We start from the raw sequence: 16,660 nt of genomic DNA, 5'->3' as shown, positions 1-16,660 counted from the left end.
CCTCTTTCGTTCAGGGGAAGTGTTCAGGTTCCAGGACTGCGACGCCTTGTCGCCCATCCTGCGCCCCATTCGCGTCCCGGTGTGATGGCAAAAGACGACCAACCCCGGCCGTCGGCGACTGCTTTTTCCGCCACCTGCGCTGCCTGTTTCGCGTGACCATGACGGCCCTCCCGCTCGCAGTTTGAGCGCCCGGAGTGCAGTTTCAGTATGCGTTTTCTTCCCCCGGCCGTAAGGCCGTTTGCGATCCGTTTTGGTCAAACCAGCGTCGTCGCTGTTACCGCCGTTCTCGCCATGGCCGGCGCTCCCTTGGGGGCCGCCGGTCCAGCGCCCGACAAGGTCGAGGAGCTGTCCGTGCCCGCCTCCCCGCCGATCAAGGCTGTGGCCAAGCCCGCCGGTCCCGTCACCCGCAAGCTCCTGTTCGAGGCCCCTGTGAAGGGCTATCGCATCAACTCGGCCTTTGGACTGCGCAAGCTTACGATCGAGGCCAAGGCCCGCGCTCACAAGGGCGTGGACATCGCCGCCCCCAAGGGCACCAGCGTCTATACGACGGCTGAAGGCAAGGTGATCCGCGCCGGTTTCCAGGCTGGCGGCTATGGCAATTTTATCGAGGTGAAGCACCCGAACGGCCTGAGCAGCGTCTATGGCCACCTCAGCCGTATCGACGTGCATACGGGGCAACAGGTGGCGTCGGGCGAGCGCATCGGCCTTGTCGGGTCGACGGGCTACTCGACCGGCCCGCACCTGCATTTCGAGGTGCGCCGCAACGGGGGGCAGGTGAACCCGATCAAGGTCGTCGGCCAGAGCTTTGATGTGAAGGCCAGCGCCTGAAGTCCGGTCGGATCGGATCATGACTAATCCGTAATGTAAAATGGCCTTTCCATTGCCTGTCTCCCGCCGTTAGGATTCGCGTTCGACGATTGCGAGGGGGACGGCATGGTTGCGGCGCTGACGCTGGACGGGATCAGCAAGAAGTACGGGGGCTTCCAGGCGGTCTCCGACCTGAGCTTCCAGGTCGAGAAGGGTACGATCTGCGGTTTCCTCGGTCCCAACGGGGCAGGCAAGACCTCGACGTTGCGGATGATCCTGGGTTTGCAGTCGGCGACATCGGGGCGGATCGACATCCTGGGCGCCGACGATGGACGCAAGGTGCGCGACCGCATCGGCTTCCTTCCCGAGGAGCGCGGCCTCTACAAGAAGATGACGCCTGTGGACGCCATCGCCTTCTTCGGCGGGCTGAAGGGCGTGCCGGCGTCCGAGGGCCGCAAGCGCGCCCGCGAGATGCTGACCCAGATGGGTCTGGGCGACGCTCAGAAGAAGAAGATGAAGGAGCTGTCCAAGGGGATGGCCCAGAAGGTCCAGTTGATCGCCTCGGTGGTGCATCGCCCCGAGTTCGTGATCCTGGACGAGCCGTTTTCGGGCCTCGACCCGATGAACCAGCAGGGGCTGGAGGCCATGATCCGCGCCCTGGCCGCCGATGGCGCGACGGTTCTGTTCTCGACCCACGTCATGCAGCATGCCGAGCGTCTGTGTGACAAGGTCGTGTTGCTGGCGCGCGGCAAGAAGGCGTTCGAGGGCACGGTGGATCAGGCGCGGGCGACCTCGCCACGCTTCCTGGAAATGGAAGGCGTGCTGGACGTCGCCGCTGTCGCCGGGCTGCCGGGCGTGTCGGGCGTCGAGGTCCTTAACGATCACGGCGGAGTGCTGACGCTTCGCGCCGGCCTGGTCCAAGGCGCGGGCGGCCAGGAGGCGTTGAAGGCCGCCTTCCTGAGCGGACTGGATGTCCGTCGCTTCCAGATGAAGGAGCCGACGCTGCACGACGCCTTCATCGCCTTGACGGGCGACCACCCCGACGAAGATCAGACAGTCGCCCGAGATGGGGCGCGCGATGCGCTCAAGACGGAGGCCGCCCGATGAACCGCACCCTTCTGATCGCGCGCCGGGAGTTCATGGCCTACGCCAAGACCGTCGGCTTCTGGTTGTCCTTGCTGGCCTTCCCCCTGTTCGGGGTGCTGGGCGGCGCCATCCCCATCTTGATGAAGAGCGCCGAGCCCGTGCGCCAGGTAGCCCTGATCGACGAAGCGCCTGCCGGATCAGGCGTGGCCGCCGCCGTGCGGCGAGCCTTGGAAACCGAGCAGGCGAGGGGGGATATCAGCGCCCTGCGCATGGCCGCCATACCCGAAGCGGGTGTGGAAGGCGGCAATCGAGTGCGTCAGGTCGCCGAGGCCGAAGGCTTTGAGGCGGGCGTGGCGGCGCTGAAGCGCGAGGCTCCGCGCGCTGGAGCCGCCTTCGAGATGCCGAAACGTAGTCTGACCCTGGTGGCGGCGCCTGCCGACATCGCGGCTGCAGCACCGGGCGAGGCGCGCGACGCCCTGGCGCGTCGATACGTCAGCGATGATGCGCCGGAAGGAAAAGAACTGAGCGCTGTCGTCTTTCTGAACGAGACGAACGGCCAGCCGGGCGCTCGTGTCTGGACCGCTCGGGCCACGGACGACGCGGTCGAGGACGCTGTTCGCGACGCCTTGAAGGAAGCTAATCGTCACCAGGTCTTCGCCGCCAGCGGCATCGACCCGGCTGTGGTGACCCAGACGGACCGCTTCCGTCCTGAGCTGTCGATCTTCTCGCCCAAGGCGCGCTCGGGCGGTGAGGTCTCGTTCCGCGACAAGCTGCCGACCGTGGTCGGTCTGGCGGTTGGCTTCATCCTGTGGTCGCTGATCATCACCGGCGCCTCAATCCTGCTGAACAGCGTGATGGAGGAGAAGTCGAACAAGATCCTGGAGGTCCTTCTGTCTTCGGCCTCGGCGACCGAGATCCTGACCGGCAAGGTGTTGGGCGTGGCCATGCTGACGCTGACGGTGCTGATTGCGTGGGGCGCTCTGGGAGGCGTCGCCTTGGTCGCTGCGGCGCCGGACATGGCCCGCGACGTCGGCTCGGTGCTGCTGAGCGGCGGGCTCCTGGTCTACTTCCTGATGTTCATGGTCGGCGGCTATCTGATGTACGCGTTTCTGTTCGCGGCGATCGGCGCATTCTGCGAGACGCCGCGGGACGCCCAGACACTGATGGGGCCGATCATGATGGTGCTGATCGTTCCGTTGCTGGTCATGCAGATGGCCATCCGCACGCCGGATGCGCCAGTGGTGAAGATCATGAGCCTGATCCCGCCCTTCACCCCCTTCGTCATGGCCGCACGAGCGCCCAGCGGTCCGCCTCTGATCGAGATCGTCGGCGCGCTGATCGGCATGTTCGCCTTCGCAGCGCTGATGATCTGGGTCGCGGGCAGGGCCTTCCGCGCAGGCGCCCTGTCGGACGTGAAGCTGAACTGGAGAAGCTTCCTCGGCGCGGTGCGCGGCGGGCATTGAGGCGTCAGGGGCGGCCGCGAACCTCACGCGCGGTCGTCCGTTTGCGGGTCATGACGACAATGACCGCGGGCGTTCAGTGGGGGCTGACGAACGAAAAGCCGGCGGTGTTGCTGACATGGGCCGACGCCGCCGTTGACCTGCTCCAGGAGCAGGCTAGCCGAACGCAGTCAAAAGAAAAGGCCCGCTCCGGCTTCCCGGGGCGGGCCTTGATCTTGTCAGCCTGGGCTGAAGCCGATCAGCGCGGTGCGCGCGGCTTCGGAGCGGGCAGCAGGCCTTCGCGTTGGGCGCGTTTGCGGGCCAGCTTGCGGGCGCGACGGACGGCTTCAGCCTTCTGACGGGCGCGCTTTTCCGAGGGCTTCTCGAAGTGCACGTGGCGCTTCATTTCACGGAAGCTGCCTTCGCGCTGCATCTTCTTCTTCAGGGCTTTCAGCGCCTGATCGACATTGTTGTCGCGGACGAAAATCTGAACCAGGGTTATCTCTCCTTTGGCCGCCCGCCGCGTCCTTTCCAAGGGAGACGGGCAGACAAAATAAAATCTCTCCCGAAAGTCAGGGCTTTCGGATGAAGGCGCGCTGATACACGACACAGGGGAGCCTGTCCAGATCGTCACAGCCAATCGTGATGGCTCGAAATGCCCGCCGGAGCGGACTATTCTGGGGATATGACCCAGACCGCCGACGCCGCTCCCAAAACCGACTGGGCCTCCCGCATGGAGCAGGCCGTGCTGGACGCCGCCATAGAACGCGCGCCCACACTGGGCTGGAACAGCCGCCTGGTCCGCGCGGCGTGCGAGGCGAACGGGCTTTCGCTCGGGGATGAAGAACTGCTGCTGCCCAACGGCGCCCGCGACCTGGCTGTCCTGCTGTCGCGACGTCACGATTCGCGGGCGCTTCAGGCGTTGGAGGCCACGCCTGCCGCCACGATGAAGATTCGCGAGCGAATCGCCGCCGCCGTCTCGGCGCGGATGGAGGCGGGGGCGCAGGACATCGAGGCGGCCAGGCGCTGCGCCGGGTTTCTGACCCTGCCGACCAATGTGGATCTGGGCTTCAAGCTGGCCGGGGAGAGCGCCGACCATCTGTGGCGCTGGGCAGGGGACACGGCGACGGACCAGAACCATTATTCCAAGCGCGCCATCCTGGGCGGCATCCTGATCCCCGCCCTGACCATGCGCTGGTTCGAGGGACGTGAGGCCGCAGAAGCCTTCGTCGCCCGCCGCATCGAGAACGTCATGGCCTTCGAGAAGTGGAAGGCGGGCAAGGACTTCGACGCGCCGATCAAGGCCGTCACGGACGCCCTGGGACGGCTGCGCTACGGGGCGAAGGAAGCCTGACCTCCCTCTCCCAGCGTGAGAGGGCTTGAGCCTCGGAGAGCCGAAGGCGATCCGCCAGGCGAAAGGGTGAGGGGCTTCGGCTTGCCGTTATTCCTCGCCGCTCACACACTCCTCCGATGACATCCTCGCGAACCGACCGTGCGCGTGCGTTGCGCCAGTCTTGCGGGCGTGCGGAAGAGCGCGTCTGGGCGATTCTGCGCGGGGGAAGGATCGACGGCCACAAGTTCCGCCGCCAGCATCCTGTCGGCCCCTACTTTGCGGACTTCGCCTGCGATCAATTACGCTTGATCATTGAGGTCGACGGCGGCGTGCATCGGCTGGATCAGGTGGCGGCGCGCGACCGGCAAAGGCAACAGGGGCTTGAGGCGCTTGGCTGGGTGGTAATCCGGGTGACCAATGATCAGGTCTTCAGCGCGCCGGAAGGCTTAATCGAAGCGGTGAGGCTGCACGCGTGGCGTCTTCACGGCTGACCGCCGCCCCTCACCCTTTCGCCTTGGCCAATCGCTTCGCTCTTGGAGGCTCAAGCCCTCTCCCAGCGGGAGAGGGTCAGAGGATGCGGTTCACGTGGGCCATCTTTCGACCGGCGCGGGCGTCGTGCTTGCCGTAGAGGTGCAGACGAGCGTTCGATTGGGCGGCCAGCGCGCGCCACTGATCGACCTCGTCGCCCAGCAGATTGGTCATCTCGATGCGGGCGTGGGCGTCGGTCGGGCCCAGGGGCCAGCCGACGATGGCGCGGATGTGCTGCTCGAACTGGTCGCAGACGCAGCCGTCCTGGGTCCAGTGGCCGGTGTTGTGGACGCGCGGGGCGACCTCGTTCACCAGCAAGACCCCACCTCCCATGTCGAATAGTTCGATCCCCATGACGCCGACGTAGTCGAGGCCGTCGAGCACCGCCGAGGCGATCTCGACGGCGCGGGCCTGTGTCGCTGGATCGACGGCGGCGGGGGCCAGGGTGGTCTTGAGCACGCCGTTGGCGTGGATGTTCTCGCCCAGGGGATAGACGGCGACGACGCCGTCGTGTCCGCGCGCGGCGATCACCGACAGTTCGCGATTGAAGACGGCGGCGGCTTCGAGCACGGCGGGGCGGCGGCCGATGGCGTCGAAGGCGGCCTCGGCGTCGGCGGCGTCGCGGATCCAGACCTGACCCTTGCCGTCATAGCCCTCGCGGCGGGTCTTCAGGACGGCGGGCAGGCCAAGCTTGTCGATGGCCTTGGTCAGGTCGTCCAGGGTGGCGACGGCGGCGAAGTCGGCGGTCACGGCGCCGACGGCGTTCAGATAGGTCTTCTCGTCCACCCGGTCCTGGGCCACGGCCAGAGCCGTCGGTCCGGGCGCGACCAGGGCGCCGGCCTCGGCCAGGGTCTCGACCGAGGAGGCCGGGACGTTCTCGAACTCGAAGGTGACGACGTCGCACAGCCGTCCGAGCGCCTGCAGCGCGTCGGGGTCATTATAGGGGGCGGTGATCTGGGCGCGCGAGACGCGGGCGGCCGGGCAGTCCGGCTGGGGATCGAGGATCACCACATCGAAGCCGAGGCGCGAGGCGGCCTGGCTCAGCATCCGGCCCAACTGGCCCCCGCCGAGAATACCGAGGGTCGATCCGGGGGGCAGGGGCAGCTGGGGCAAGTCAGTCCTCGACGGTTTCGGCGATGGAATCGGTCTGGGCGGCGCGGAAGGCGCTGAGGCGCTCGGCCAGGGCGGGGTCCGACAGGGCCAGGATCTGCGCCGCCAGGATGCCGGCGTTGGCGGCGCCCGCCTCGCCGATGGCCAGGGTGGCGACCGGTACGCCGCCGGGCATCTGGACGATGGAGAGCAGGCTATCCATGCCCTTCAGGGCCTTGGACTGAACCGGCACGCCCAGCACGGGCAGGTCGGTCATCGAGGCGGCCATGCCGGGCAGGTGGGCCGCGCCGCCGGCGCCGGCGATGATGACCTTGTGGCCCTTGGCCTTGGCGGTCGTGGCGAAATCATAGAGGCGCTGGGGCGTGCGGTGGGCGCTGACGACCTTGGCCTCCCAGGCGACGCCCAGTTGATCCAGGCGGTCGGCGGCCAGCTTCATGGTCGGCCAGTCGGACCGGCTGCCCATGATGATGGCGACGGGTGGCGTCGAGGCGGTCATGCGAAGGCTCCCCACACGGAAAGCGGCCCGTTACAGCACGCGCGTTGCGCCCGCAACCAAGGTCGTTAGAATCATCGCCGTCGCGAGGGCCTGAGTCGCCCGGGATTCGCGACGCCGGAGCCTGACTTGACCGACGTGGCCGAACCGACTGCAGAGACCGATCTGCACGCCGAGATCGAACGGCTGCGCGCCGAAGTCGCCGCCCTGACCGCCCGCGCAGAGACGGCCGAGGCCCTGGCGGACCACGATGTCCTGACGCCCGCGCTGAACCGGCGCGGCTTCATGAGCGTGCTGAGCCGCAGCATGGCCTATTGCCGCCGTCACGAGGTCGAGGCGGCGCTGCTCTATCTCGACATGGACGGCTTCAAGGGCGTCAACGACGGCTTGGGCCATGCGGCGGGCGACGCCGCCCTGATGGCCGTGGCGGACCTGCTGCTGGCCAATGTGCGCGAGTCCGATGCGGTCGGGCGCCTGGGCGGCGATGAGTTCGCGCTTCTGCTGATGAACGCGGGCGCGGACGAGGGGCGTGCAAAGGCGCAGCGCCTGGCGACCGCGCTGGAAACCGAAGGCTTCGTCTGGGAGGGCGCGACTGTGGCCCTGGGCGGTTCGTTCGGCGTTCGCGCCTATGCGGGGCAGACCGATCCCGAGGTCTGGCTGTCCGAAGCCGACGCCGCCATGTGGCTGCGAAAGAAGGCGCGCTGAGCCTTCGCCTGCCTAGGCGATGATGTCGGGCAGGATGCGGTCTTCGATCTTCACGATCTCGTCGCGCAGGGCCAGCTTCTTGCGTTTGAGGCGGGCGATCCGCAGCTGATCGGGGATCGGCATGTGGCCGAGCGCCTCGATCGAGGCGTCGAGGTCGGCGTGTTCCTGAAGAAGCGCCTTCAACTGATCGCGAAGCTGCTGGTCCTCATCGGACAGGAAAGGTTGGTCGTCGTTCATGGCTCGCCCCGGAAGCCCCCTCTTATAACCGACCGGCGGTCAGGCGGGAAGGCGATCCGCCAGCGTCGTCAGCGCCGGACGCGGCACCACGCGAGCCCACAGCTTCGCGGTCTCGGCCAAGCCGTCGATGGCGCGGCGCGGGGCTCCCGACGGCGCGGGGGCCAGGGCTTCAAGCTCCAGCATCAGGCGGCGTTCGGCGTCCAGCTCCAGCGCCTTGACCTGCTGGCGCAGGGCCTCGCGGTGATCATGGTCGACATCGGGGATCGGCGCCTTCAGCGTCCGGCGCACGGCGCGCAGGGGGGCGACGACGACGGTGTCGTAGGCGCGGGCGGCGTCGCAGGCGGCCTCGATCGTTTCCTCGTCCGGGCGGCGGCCGGTAACGGCGAGCCAGGCGGCCCATAGCAGCAGGGGCACGTTCTGCTCGTTGTGATCCTGCAGGCTCAGGCAGGACTCGGCCACGCCGGGAGCCTCATAGGCTGTGACGGCCCAGGGCCAGAAGTCGCTCATGCCTGGGTTCCGGCGTTCAGGCCTTCCCAGCGGCGCACGGCCGACCAGTCCAGACCGAACAGGTCCAGGGCGCGGCCGACCGACTGATCCACCATTTCGGCGACGCTGGCGGGTTTGGCGTAGAAGGCGGGCAGGGGCGGGGCGATGGTGGCGCCCATTTCGGCCAGGGCTGTCATGGTGCGCAGGTGGCCCAGATGCAGCGGCGTCTCGCGCACCATCAGCACAAGGGGGCGACGCTCCTTCAGCACCACGTCGGCGGCCCGGGTCAGCAGAGTCGAGGTCACGCCGGTGGCGATCTCGCTCATGGTCCGCACAGAGCAGGGAGCCACGATCATGCCCATCGTGCGGAACGAACCCGAGGCGATGGCGGCCCCGACATCGGCCAGCTTGTAGGTCACGTCCGCCTTCGACAGCAGGTCGCCGGGGCTTAAGTCCGTCTCCTGCGACAATGTGAGCAGGGCGGCCTTGGTGACCACCACATGGCTCTCCACGCCCAGTTCCCGCAGGGCGTCCAGCACGCGCGCGCCGTAAATGACGCCGGAAGCGCCAGAGATTCCAACGACCAACCGCGAGGGCTTCGGGTTCCGTATGGTCGAGTTCACATCATCGGCCATTTTGACTTCCACAGTCTCCGTGTTCGGAGCGACTCGGGGTCACCGCAATGTGATTCCACAGGCCGTCGTTCCGGGCGCTCAGTGTAGTGGTCCCTAAGACATGGAGGCGCAAGCCATGACGATCGAGGCTCGTATTCGCGAACTGGGAAATCGGCACAGGACGCTGGATGAGACCATCCAGCAGGAGACCCGCCGGCCCACCGCGGACCCGACACACCTCAGGGAACTCAAGCAGAGAAAGCTCAGGCTGAAGGAAGAAATCACTAGCCTGGAGGCCAGGACCCACTAGGCCCGCCTCCGAAAACAGAACGGCCCCGAAGATCGCTCTTCGGGGCCGTTTTCATGTTCAGGTCAGAACAATCAGTCGTCGTTGCGGCCGAAGACCGATTCCGCGGTCGGCTCGGCGCCGGGACGCACGCGCTCTTCGGGGACGAACTCGGGCTCTTCCGGCTCGGCTTCGATGGCCTGCAGCACGCCGCCGCCGTTCTTGGCGTCGTCCTTGGCCTTCTTGTCGGCGGCCTTCTTGACGATCTCGTCCAGTTGCAACTGGCCGACCAGGCCGAGGGTCACCGGATCGACCGGCTTGATGTTGGCCGAGTTCCAGTGGGTGCGGTTGCGCACGGTCTCGATGGTCGACTTGGTCGTGCCCAGCAGCTTGGCGATCTGGGCGTCGGTCACTTCCGGGTGGTTGCGCACGAACCAGGCGATGGCGTCGGGACGGTCCTGACGACGCGACACCGGCGTGTACTTGGGGCCGGTCTTGGACGGCTTCAGCAGTTCGGCGTGGCGGCTGACCACGGCCTTCATGCGGTAGTCGGGGTTGGCTTGCGCCTTTTCCAGCTCTTCGCGCGTCAACTGGCCGCCGGTGACGGGGTCCACGCCGCGGATGTCGCGGGCCACGTCGCCGTCGGCGATGCCGCGCACTTCCAGCGGGTGCAGACCGCAGAAGGCGGCGATCTGCTCGAACGAGAGCGAGGTGTTGTCCACCAGCCAGACCGCGGTGGCCTTGGGCATCAGGATGTCGGTCATGGGGCGTGCGTCCCGGCGTTTGCGGCCCGAAAATCGGGCGTTTGAATCGACGGCGCCCGACCTTTCGGCCGGGCGCTGAGACCTTCTGTATAGGCCCATTCTCGATAAAAGAAAACGTTGTCCGAAGATGGCGTACAGCAAAGGTTCATGGAGAATGTTGAACAGTCTCGCTTGTGGCGCGTTGGTGCGCCGAGCGATTTAGAGAAGGACAGCTCTCATGAGACAGTTCGCGATTATCGCCGCCAGCGCAGTCATGGCCTTCGGCGCCGCCGCTGCCGTGCCGTCGGGCTCGGCGGAGGCCCAGGCTCAGATGCGCGGCGCCCCGCGCGGCAGCTATGCGCAGTCTTGCAGCGGCTCCTACGTCAATCAGGGGCGTCTCTATGCGGACTGCCGCGATCGCCGTGGCAATATGCGCGAGACCTCGATCGAGTTGGCGCGCTGCTCCAGCAGCGACATCGGCAACGATAACGGCCTGCTGGTCTGCTACAATCACCGCGGCGACTATGAGGACAACGGCCGACCGGGCAACGGCAATGGCGGCGGCTGGGGCGGCGGCAACGGCGGCGGTTGGAGCAATAGCTCGATCACCGTCTATCGCGACGCCAACTATCGCGGTCAGTCGATGAGCTTCCGTCAGGAAATCCCCAACCTGCGCAACAGCGGTCTGAACGACGCCATCAGCTCGATCCGCCTGGACCGCGGCAGTTGGGAGGTCTGCGAGGACGCAAATTATCGTGGACGCTGCCAGATCATCAGCAGCGACGTGCGCGATCTGGGGCGCACCGGCCTGAACGACCGGATTTCCTCGCTGCGCCCCGCGCGTCGCGGCGGCAACTGGTAGGACTTTGAAACGGGAGGTTTCGGTCTCCCGTTTTTCTTTTCGTCAGAGCGTCAGGACGATCTTGCCGACGTGGTCGCCAGCTTCCAGCCTTAGATGGGCCGCGGCAGCCTGTTCCAGGGGAAAGGTCGCCTCGACCTTGGCCTTGATGGCGCCCGACGCGATCCAGGGCCATACGGTCTGCTCGACGGCGGCGGCCAGGCGCGCCTTCTCGTCCGCAGGGCGACTGCGCAGGGTCGAGCCGGTCAGGACCACGCGCTTCAACATGACCCGCATCAGGTCGATCTGGGCCAGGGCGCCTGTCAGGGTGGCGATGACCACCCAACGCCCGCCGGGCTTGAGCGCGTTCAGGTTCAGTTCGGCATAGGCCGCCCCCACCATGTCCAGCACGACATCGACCCCGCCCGCCGCCTTGATGGCGTCTAGGAGGTCGCCGTTCGTAGCGTCCAGGCTGACGTCGGCGCCCAGGGCGAGCGCCGCCTCGGCCTTGGCCGGCCCGCGCGAGGTGGCGATGACGCGGGCGCCCGCCGCCTTGGCCATCTGAATGGCCATGACGCCGATGCCGCTGGTGGCGCCGTGGATCAGCAGGGTTTCGCCCGCCTTCAACTCGCCGCCCTCGAAGACGTTGGCGAAGACGGTGAAGGCGGTCTCGGGCAGGGCTGCGGCTCTGACGAAGTCGAGACCCTTAGGGAGAGGTAGGGCCTGGCGGGCGTCGACCACGGCGTATTCGGCGTAGCCGCCGCCGCCCAGCAGGGCGCAGACTTGGTCTCCGACCGCCCAGCGGGTCACGCCGTCGCCCACGGCGTCGACTTCGCCGGCGATTTCCAGGCCGAGAATGTCCGAGGCGCCGGGCGGCGGCGGATAGCGGCCTTCACGCTGGACGATGTCCGGGCGGTTGACTCCGGCGGCATGAATGCGAACGCGGATTTCGCCGCGCCCGGGCGTGGGCGTAGGGCGCTTGGCCGCCTTCAGCGCTTCAGCCGGTCCGTGGCCGCCTTCGATCTCGATGACGCGCATGGTGTCTCCGCCGCTTGCAATCCTTGTCATTGGAGCGTTTTCATACGGGCTCGTGCGGTCGCTGACCACGGAGGCGATGATGTCGTTCGAAGATCTGGAACCGCGGCCCCAAGCCGGCGAGGCGCTGAAGACCCTGAGTCGCGAAGACTTGGACCTGTTCGCCGTCGATGAACTGCATGAGCGGATCGCCGCCCTGGAAGCCGAGATCGCGCGTTCGAAAGCCGCCATCGACGGCAAGTCCTCCAAGCGCAGCGCCGCCGACGCCCTGTTCAATTTCCGCTGATCAGCCTCTCCCGCGTTTTCGCAATCCGTGGCATGACGATTGCAGTTCCGGTCCGTGCGGAGTCGTTCTGACCCGCGAGTTTGACGGACGCGCGTTACGTTTCATGGGTAGGACCGAGTTGACCGCCATCGACGCTGACATGGTCGGAATGCGTTCGCGCAGCGCTGAGGTGCTGGATTTCGCGCGCTCCGAGCTGTTCGACCGCACCTTCCGCGAAGGCATGGAGCTGGTCGAGGAGACCGCCGCCTATCTGGACGGCGACGGGCGTCAGGATTCGCGCCTGCTGTCGCGCGCGGCGGCCTTGGCCTATGCAGGTGAAAGCATGAAGCTGACCACGCGGCTGATGCAGATCGCGTCCTGGCTGCTGGTGCAGCGCGCCGTGCGCGAGGACGACATGAGCGCCGACGCCGCCTGCGAGCCGCGTTATCGGCTGGCAGACCGCAAGGTCGAAAGCGAGCCCAGCCATCGCGAACTGCCCATCGCCCTGGTCGAATACGCCGTGCGCGCCGAGAAGCTGTACGACCGCGTCCTGCATCTGGACCAACGGATGTATCTGGGCGGCGACGAGGAACAGCCGGTCAATCCGGTGCAGAGCCAGCTGGATCGCCTGCAGGCGGCTTTCGGGGGCTAGGCCCCCGATAACCCTGAGCTTGAGCCCTACGGCCCGACGTCGTTGGCGTCGCTGGGACCGTCGGCGATGACGCGCGGCAGGTTGACCGCGATGCCCAGCGCCTGGGCCAGCTTCTCGTCGCGGCGATAGACGTCCTCGCGGAAGGCGACGCGGCCCTGACCGTCAACGAAGGCGGTCCAGTAGAGCAGGCGCACGGCGATTTCGCGGCCCGTGGTCACGCGCGTGGTCTCACGGCTGTCCTGGGCGGTGTCGAACTGAGCCAGCTTGGCAGGGTCGGGCTGCAGCAGCAGGCGCGCGAACTCGACAGCGTTCTGAACCCGGACGCAGCCATGGCTGCGCTGACGCACCGACAGGTTGAAGGCCCCCTTGGACGGGGTGTCGTGCAGGAAGATGGCGTAGCTGTCGCGCAGCTCGAACTTCACATAGCCCAGCGAGGACTGAGGTCCGGCGCGCTGCACCACCCAGCCGTCCTTGTTGATGTACATGTCGTGGGCCGCCAGATAGCCGGGGCCCTTGGGCAGGATTTCGCGACGCGCGATGCCCATGGGGACGGTCCAGGGCGGATTGGCCACGACCGAGGCGAAGGGCTTTTCCAGGCTGGGGGTCTGATTCTCGACCGAGCCGACAACGACGCGGTTGGAGTGAACCGGCTTGCCGTCCTTCCAGTAGACCATGATGGCGGCGGCGGTGTTGACCTCGATCCGCTCGGGATTCAGGTCGCGCTTCAGCCAGCGACGACGTTCCAGGTTCAGGGCGATCTGGCGGGCGCGATCCTCGGCCGTGGCGCCGAGCGAGCGCTGGGTGCCGGGGCCGATGCGACCGTCGGCGCCGAGGCCATGGCGGGTCTGGAAGCTGCGGACGGCCTGCTGCAGCTCGGAACCATAGGCCAGGTTGCCCTTGAGGCGTTCGCCCGCAGAGGCGCTGAGGTCGCCCTCGGCCACCAGGCGGGCCACCAGGGCCGGGATGCGGTTGTCGCTGGTGTCGGGCTCGATCGTGCCGCCCTGACGGAAGGCGGGCCAGCCCCCCGCGCGGGCAATGCGGCGATAGCGGGCGTAGCCAGCCGACAGGTTGGTGTAGCCGATGTCGGTCGGGGCCAGGTTGTCGAACCACTGGCTCAGTTGGTTGCTGCTGACCGCCTGGGTCAGGCCGGTCGGGATGTCGATGCTGTTCTTCTGCATCTCCCACAGGTCCTCGACCGTCTCGGGACGGACGCGGCCTTCGGCCAGGACGCGGGCATAGGTCACGGCGGCGGCAGTGGTGCGGATCTCGGCCGAGCCGGGATCGGCGGCCAGGCCGACGAAGTCGAAGAAGTCCCCGGCGGGCAGGGCGTGACGCTCTGCCCCGGCGGCCACCTCGCGCAAGACGCGCAGGCGGTCGGCGGTCCAGATCGGCTTGCCGCCGGTCAGTTGATAGACGGCGCGGACATCGGCCTGGACAGCCTCGGGCAGGCGCCCGGCCTGGGCGTCGAAGCCGGCGATGAAGACCTGGGGATCGACCGACCGGGTCTGCGCCAGTGCGGACGAGGCCGCGCCAAGGGTCAGGGTCGTTGTTGCGACGCCAAAGCCCAATTCCCGTCGGTTCATTCTAAAGCTCTTCAAGTCCGGTCCGGCGCCAGACCCGTCGCCTGCGCCCCGAAGGATCGAACGCCCGCATGTTATCGACGTTCCGGGCAAACAAAAAGCGCCGGCCCATCGGACCGGCGCTTCTGTGGCGACTATGTCGCAGGCCGTAAGGCTTACTTCTTGATGAAGCCGCCGAACTTGTTGTTGAAGCGCGACACGCGGCCGCCGCGGTCCAGCATCTGGGCGTTGCCGCCGGTCCAGGCGGGGTGGGTCGACGGATCGATGTCGAGGGCCAGCGAGGCACCTTCCTTGCCGTAGGTCGAACGGGTCTGGAAGGTGCTGCCATCCGGCTTCACAACCGTGATGAAGTGGTAGTCGGGGTGCGTGTCCGCTTTCATGGGTCTGATCCGTCTCTGCGCTTCGACGATGCCGACCGTCAGTGCGCGTAAATAGAGAAACCCGCCGAGGCTAAACGGCGGGAATGAGCGGCGGCGTTTACACCGGGGGGCGTTCCGGGGCAAGAGCGCGGTCATGACACAAGTTTCCCCGCCTTCCGTCCCGCAAGACGCCGCCGCCCGGGGGCGCCCCGGCGCCGGGGCCCTGCTGGCCGAGCAGATGGAAGAGGCGGGCGGCAAGCGCGCCAAGACCCGCAACATCAAGCCCCTGGCCCAGTTGCTGCCTTTCATGATGCGGCATCGGCTGGACGCGGCGATCGCCGGCCTTTGGCTGATCGGCTCGACCGTGGCTTCCCTGGCGCTGACGGCGACGGCGCGCGGGGCCATCGACAACGGCTTCGAGAACGGCGGTCGGGACATCAACACCTGGTTCCTGATTCTGGGCGCCAACGCCCTGATTCTGGGGCTGGCGACGGCCTTCCGCTATTTCTACGTGACCAAGACGGGCGAGCGGGTCATCGCCGACCTGCGGACGGCCCTGTTCAAACGCATCCTGACGCTGGACCCGGTCTTCTTCGCCCATATGCGGACGGGCGAAGTGCTGTCGCGCCTGACGACCGACATCCAGCTGGTCGATACCCTGCTGACCACATCCGTCAGCTACGCCCTGCGCAACTTCCTGACGTTGATCGGCGGGGTGATCCTGTTGTTCTTCGTCAGCCCCAAGCTGACAGGGTTCGTCCTGCTGATCGTGCCGGTTCTGATCGTGCCGCTGTTCATCTTCGGCCGTCAGGTGCGGAAGTTGACGGTCAAGTCGCAGGACACCTTCGCTAACGCCGTCGGTTTCGCTGGCGAGAGCGTGGACGCCATCGAGACGGTGCAAGCTTTCGGCCGCGAAAAGAGCGCCATCGGCCGCTTCGGCGCGGCGGTGGAGGAGGCCTTCGGCGTCTCCCTGATCCGGATGCGGGCGCGGGCGGTGATGACCGCCATGATCATCACCGTCATGTTCGGCGGCGTGACCCTGGTGCTGTGGCTGGGGGCGCAGGACGTGATCGCCGGGAGCATGACGCCGGGCGCCCTGCTGCAGTTCGTTTTGCTGTCTGTCTTCGCGGCGGGAGCCGTGGGCGCCCTGGGCGAAAGCTGGGGCGACGTGCAGAAGGCCGCCGGGGCCATGGAGCGGATCGACGAGCTGATGCGGGCCGTGCCCGCCATCGCCCCGCCCGCCAACCCCGTGGCGCTGCCGCAGCCGCCGCTGGGCGAGGTGTCGATGTCGGCGGTGGACTTCGCCTATCCGGGTCGTCCCGACCTGCCGGCGCTGAAGGGCTTCAGCCTGACCGTGCGTCCGGGCGAGACCGTGGCCCTGGTCGGGCCGTCGGGCGCGGGCAAATCGACGGTCTTCCGTCTGCTGCTGCGTTTCTATGATCCGCAGGCCGGTCTGGTGTCGGTGGACGGCGTGGATGTGCGCGCCGCCGACCCGATCGAGGTGCGCGAGCGCTTCGCCTGGGTGTCGCAGGAGGCGCCCCTGTTCTCGGGTTCGGCGCTGGAGAACATCCGCTTCGGCCGTGAGGCCGCGACCCTGGCCGAGGCCCGCGCCGTGGCTGACGAGGCCCAGGCGCTGGGCTTCATCGAGGCCCTGCCTCAGGCCTTCGACACGCCGCTGGGCGAACGCGGCAAGAGCCTGTCGGGCGGTCAACGCCAGCGTCTGGCCATCGCGCGGGCCTTGGTGCGCGAAGCTCCGATCCTGCTGCTGGACGAGGCCACCAGCGCTCTGGACGCCGAGAACGAGCGTCTGGTGCAGGCGGCGCTGGATCAGGCCATGGAGGCGCGCACCACCCTGGTTATCGCTCACCGTCTGGCCACCGTCCTGCGGGCCGACCGCATCGTCGTCATGGACGGCGGCAAGGTGGTCGAAGAAGGCACCCACGCCGAACTGACGGCCAAGGGCGGGCTCTATGCGCGTCTGGCGCAACTGCAGTTCCAGGGGACGTAGGCTAAGTCTTTCCTTCCCACTTTGTGGGGAGGGGGACCGCGAAGCGGTGGAGGGGC

The 16,660-nt window shown here is 67.4% G+C and carries 21 protein-coding genes; 11 read left to right on the top strand and 10 right to left on the bottom strand.

Annotation, left to right across the window (positions count from 1 at the left end; translation table 11 throughout):
• Positions 1 to 291 precede the first annotated feature (291 nt).
• The 3 genes from RTY13_RS00370 to RTY13_RS00360 all read left to right on the top strand — a co-directional run bounded on the left by RTY13_RS00370 (position 292) and on the right by RTY13_RS00360 (position 3,356).
• Positions 292 to 828 carry a M23 family metallopeptidase gene (locus RTY13_RS00370; RefSeq protein WP_312780334.1) on the top strand — a complete coding sequence of 179 codons (537 nt, stop codon included), beginning with the start codon at positions 292 to 294 and terminating at the stop codon, positions 826 to 828.
• A gap of 105 nt (positions 829 to 933) precedes the next feature.
• Positions 934 to 1,914 carry an ATP-binding cassette domain-containing protein gene (locus RTY13_RS00365; protein ID WP_312780332.1) on the top strand — a complete coding sequence of 327 codons (981 nt, stop codon included), beginning with the start codon at positions 934 to 936 and terminating at the stop codon, positions 1,912 to 1,914.
• Complete coding sequence (locus RTY13_RS00360; protein ID WP_312780330.1) at positions 1,911 to 3,356, top strand: ABC transporter permease; 1,446 nt, start codon at positions 1,911 to 1,913, stop codon at positions 3,354 to 3,356. The genes RTY13_RS00365 and RTY13_RS00360 overlap by 4 nt, the downstream gene beginning before the upstream one ends.
• A gap of 235 nt (positions 3,357 to 3,591) precedes the next feature.
• Here RTY13_RS00360 and rpsU read toward each other — a convergent pair whose 3' ends face one another.
• Entirely contained in the window at positions 3,592 to 3,828 is a 237-nt protein-coding gene (gene rpsU, locus RTY13_RS00355; RefSeq protein WP_312781747.1) for a 30S ribosomal protein S21, read from the bottom strand.
• A gap of 189 nt (positions 3,829 to 4,017) precedes the next feature.
• Between rpsU and RTY13_RS00350 the strand changes: the two genes are divergently transcribed.
• On the top strand, positions 4,018 to 4,686 hold the full coding sequence (locus RTY13_RS00350; RefSeq protein ID WP_312780328.1) for a COQ9 family protein: 669 nt from the start codon (positions 4,018 to 4,020) through the stop codon (positions 4,684 to 4,686).
• A gap of 116 nt (positions 4,687 to 4,802) precedes the next feature.
• Positions 4,803 to 5,156 (top strand): DUF559 domain-containing protein, encoded by a 354-nt coding sequence (locus tag RTY13_RS00345; RefSeq protein ID WP_312780326.1) that lies wholly within the window; start codon positions 4,803 to 4,805, stop codon positions 5,154 to 5,156.
• A gap of 76 nt (positions 5,157 to 5,232) precedes the next feature.
• Here the strand turns inward: RTY13_RS00345 and RTY13_RS00340 are convergent, their stop codons facing one another.
• Both RTY13_RS00340 and purE read right to left on the bottom strand, forming a co-directional pair.
• Positions 5,233 to 6,306 (bottom strand): 5-(carboxyamino)imidazole ribonucleotide synthase, encoded by a 1,074-nt coding sequence (locus RTY13_RS00340; protein ID WP_312780324.1) that lies wholly within the window; start codon positions 6,304 to 6,306, stop codon positions 5,233 to 5,235.
• A 1-nt stretch (position 6,307) separates the two neighbouring features.
• Positions 6,308 to 6,799 carry a 5-(carboxyamino)imidazole ribonucleotide mutase gene (purE, locus tag RTY13_RS00335; protein WP_312780322.1) on the bottom strand — a complete coding sequence of 164 codons (492 nt, stop codon included), beginning with the start codon at positions 6,797 to 6,799 and terminating at the stop codon, positions 6,308 to 6,310.
• A gap of 135 nt (positions 6,800 to 6,934) precedes the next feature.
• On the opposite strand from purE, the gene RTY13_RS00330 reads away from it, so the two are divergent.
• Complete coding sequence (locus RTY13_RS00330) at positions 6,935 to 7,501, top strand: GGDEF domain-containing protein (protein WP_312781745.1); 567 nt, start codon at positions 6,935 to 6,937, stop codon at positions 7,499 to 7,501.
• Between the two features lie 12 nt (positions 7,502 to 7,513).
• On the opposite strand, the gene RTY13_RS00325 is transcribed toward RTY13_RS00330, so the two are convergent.
• The 3 genes from RTY13_RS00325 to RTY13_RS00315 are packed head-to-tail and all read right to left on the bottom strand — an operon-like array spanning position 7,514 to position 8,859.
• Positions 7,514 to 7,738, bottom strand: a complete 225-nt coding sequence (locus RTY13_RS00325) for a YdcH family protein (protein WP_292084303.1) — start codon at positions 7,736 to 7,738, stop codon at positions 7,514 to 7,516.
• Between the two features lie 39 nt (positions 7,739 to 7,777).
• Positions 7,778 to 8,245 carry a TIGR02444 family protein gene (locus RTY13_RS00320; RefSeq protein WP_312780321.1) on the bottom strand — a complete coding sequence of 156 codons (468 nt, stop codon included), beginning with the start codon at positions 8,243 to 8,245 and terminating at the stop codon, positions 7,778 to 7,780.
• On the bottom strand, positions 8,242 to 8,859 hold the full coding sequence (locus RTY13_RS00315; protein WP_312780320.1) for a UbiX family flavin prenyltransferase: 618 nt from the start codon (positions 8,857 to 8,859) through the stop codon (positions 8,242 to 8,244). Before RTY13_RS00315 ends, RTY13_RS00320 begins: the two co-directional genes overlap by 4 nt.
• Before the next feature lie 115 nt (positions 8,860 to 8,974).
• Between RTY13_RS00315 and RTY13_RS00310 the strand changes: the two genes are divergently transcribed.
• A complete protein-coding gene (locus RTY13_RS00310; RefSeq protein ID WP_292084299.1) occupies positions 8,975 to 9,148 on the top strand; it encodes a YdcH family protein in 174 nt (57 codons plus the stop codon).
• 71 nt (positions 9,149 to 9,219) lie between these two features.
• Here the strand turns inward: RTY13_RS00310 and RTY13_RS00305 are convergent, their stop codons facing one another.
• Positions 9,220 to 9,888, bottom strand: coding sequence for a DUF1013 domain-containing protein (locus RTY13_RS00305; RefSeq protein WP_207822457.1), 669 nt, complete (start codon positions 9,886 to 9,888; stop codon positions 9,220 to 9,222).
• A gap of 217 nt (positions 9,889 to 10,105) precedes the next feature.
• Here RTY13_RS00305 and RTY13_RS00300 point away from each other — a divergent pair, with 217 nt between their 5' ends.
• Positions 10,106 to 10,729, top strand: a complete 624-nt coding sequence (locus RTY13_RS00300) for a beta/gamma crystallin-related protein (protein ID WP_312780317.1) — start codon at positions 10,106 to 10,108, stop codon at positions 10,727 to 10,729.
• Between the two features lie 42 nt (positions 10,730 to 10,771).
• Here the strand turns inward: RTY13_RS00300 and RTY13_RS00295 are convergent, their stop codons facing one another.
• On the bottom strand, positions 10,772 to 11,743 hold the full coding sequence (locus tag RTY13_RS00295) for an NAD(P)H-quinone oxidoreductase (RefSeq protein WP_312781744.1): 972 nt from the start codon (positions 11,741 to 11,743) through the stop codon (positions 10,772 to 10,774).
• A 79-nt stretch (positions 11,744 to 11,822) separates the two neighbouring features.
• Here RTY13_RS00295 and RTY13_RS00290 point away from each other — a divergent pair, with 79 nt between their 5' ends.
• Entirely contained in the window at positions 11,823 to 12,026 is a 204-nt protein-coding gene (locus tag RTY13_RS00290) for a DUF1192 domain-containing protein (RefSeq protein WP_312780315.1), read from the top strand.
• Between the two features lie 103 nt (positions 12,027 to 12,129).
• Positions 12,130 to 12,657, top strand: coding sequence for a DUF1465 family protein (locus RTY13_RS00285; RefSeq protein ID WP_409450262.1), 528 nt, complete (start codon positions 12,130 to 12,132; stop codon positions 12,655 to 12,657).
• 26 nt (positions 12,658 to 12,683) lie between these two features.
• On the opposite strand, the gene RTY13_RS00280 is transcribed toward RTY13_RS00285, so the two are convergent.
• Together RTY13_RS00280 and rpmE are read right to left on the bottom strand one after the other, a co-directional pair.
• Positions 12,684 to 14,240, bottom strand: a complete 1,557-nt coding sequence (locus tag RTY13_RS00280; protein WP_312780313.1) for a L,D-transpeptidase family protein — start codon at positions 14,238 to 14,240, stop codon at positions 12,684 to 12,686.
• Between the two features lie 152 nt (positions 14,241 to 14,392).
• Entirely contained in the window at positions 14,393 to 14,617 is a 225-nt protein-coding gene (rpmE, locus tag RTY13_RS00275; protein WP_105562861.1) for a 50S ribosomal protein L31, read from the bottom strand.
• A 133-nt stretch (positions 14,618 to 14,750) separates the two neighbouring features.
• Between rpmE and RTY13_RS00270 the strand changes: the two genes are divergently transcribed.
• Positions 14,751 to 16,604, top strand: coding sequence for an ABC transporter transmembrane domain-containing protein (locus RTY13_RS00270; RefSeq protein ID WP_312780311.1), 1,854 nt, complete (start codon positions 14,751 to 14,753; stop codon positions 16,602 to 16,604).
• Positions 16,605 to 16,660 lie beyond the last annotated feature (56 nt).

Source organism: Brevundimonas sp. (genome assembly GCF_032055285.1).
Lineage (GTDB): Bacteria > Pseudomonadota > Alphaproteobacteria > Caulobacterales > Caulobacteraceae > Brevundimonas.
This window is presented reverse-complemented; position numbering and strand designations above follow the sequence as displayed.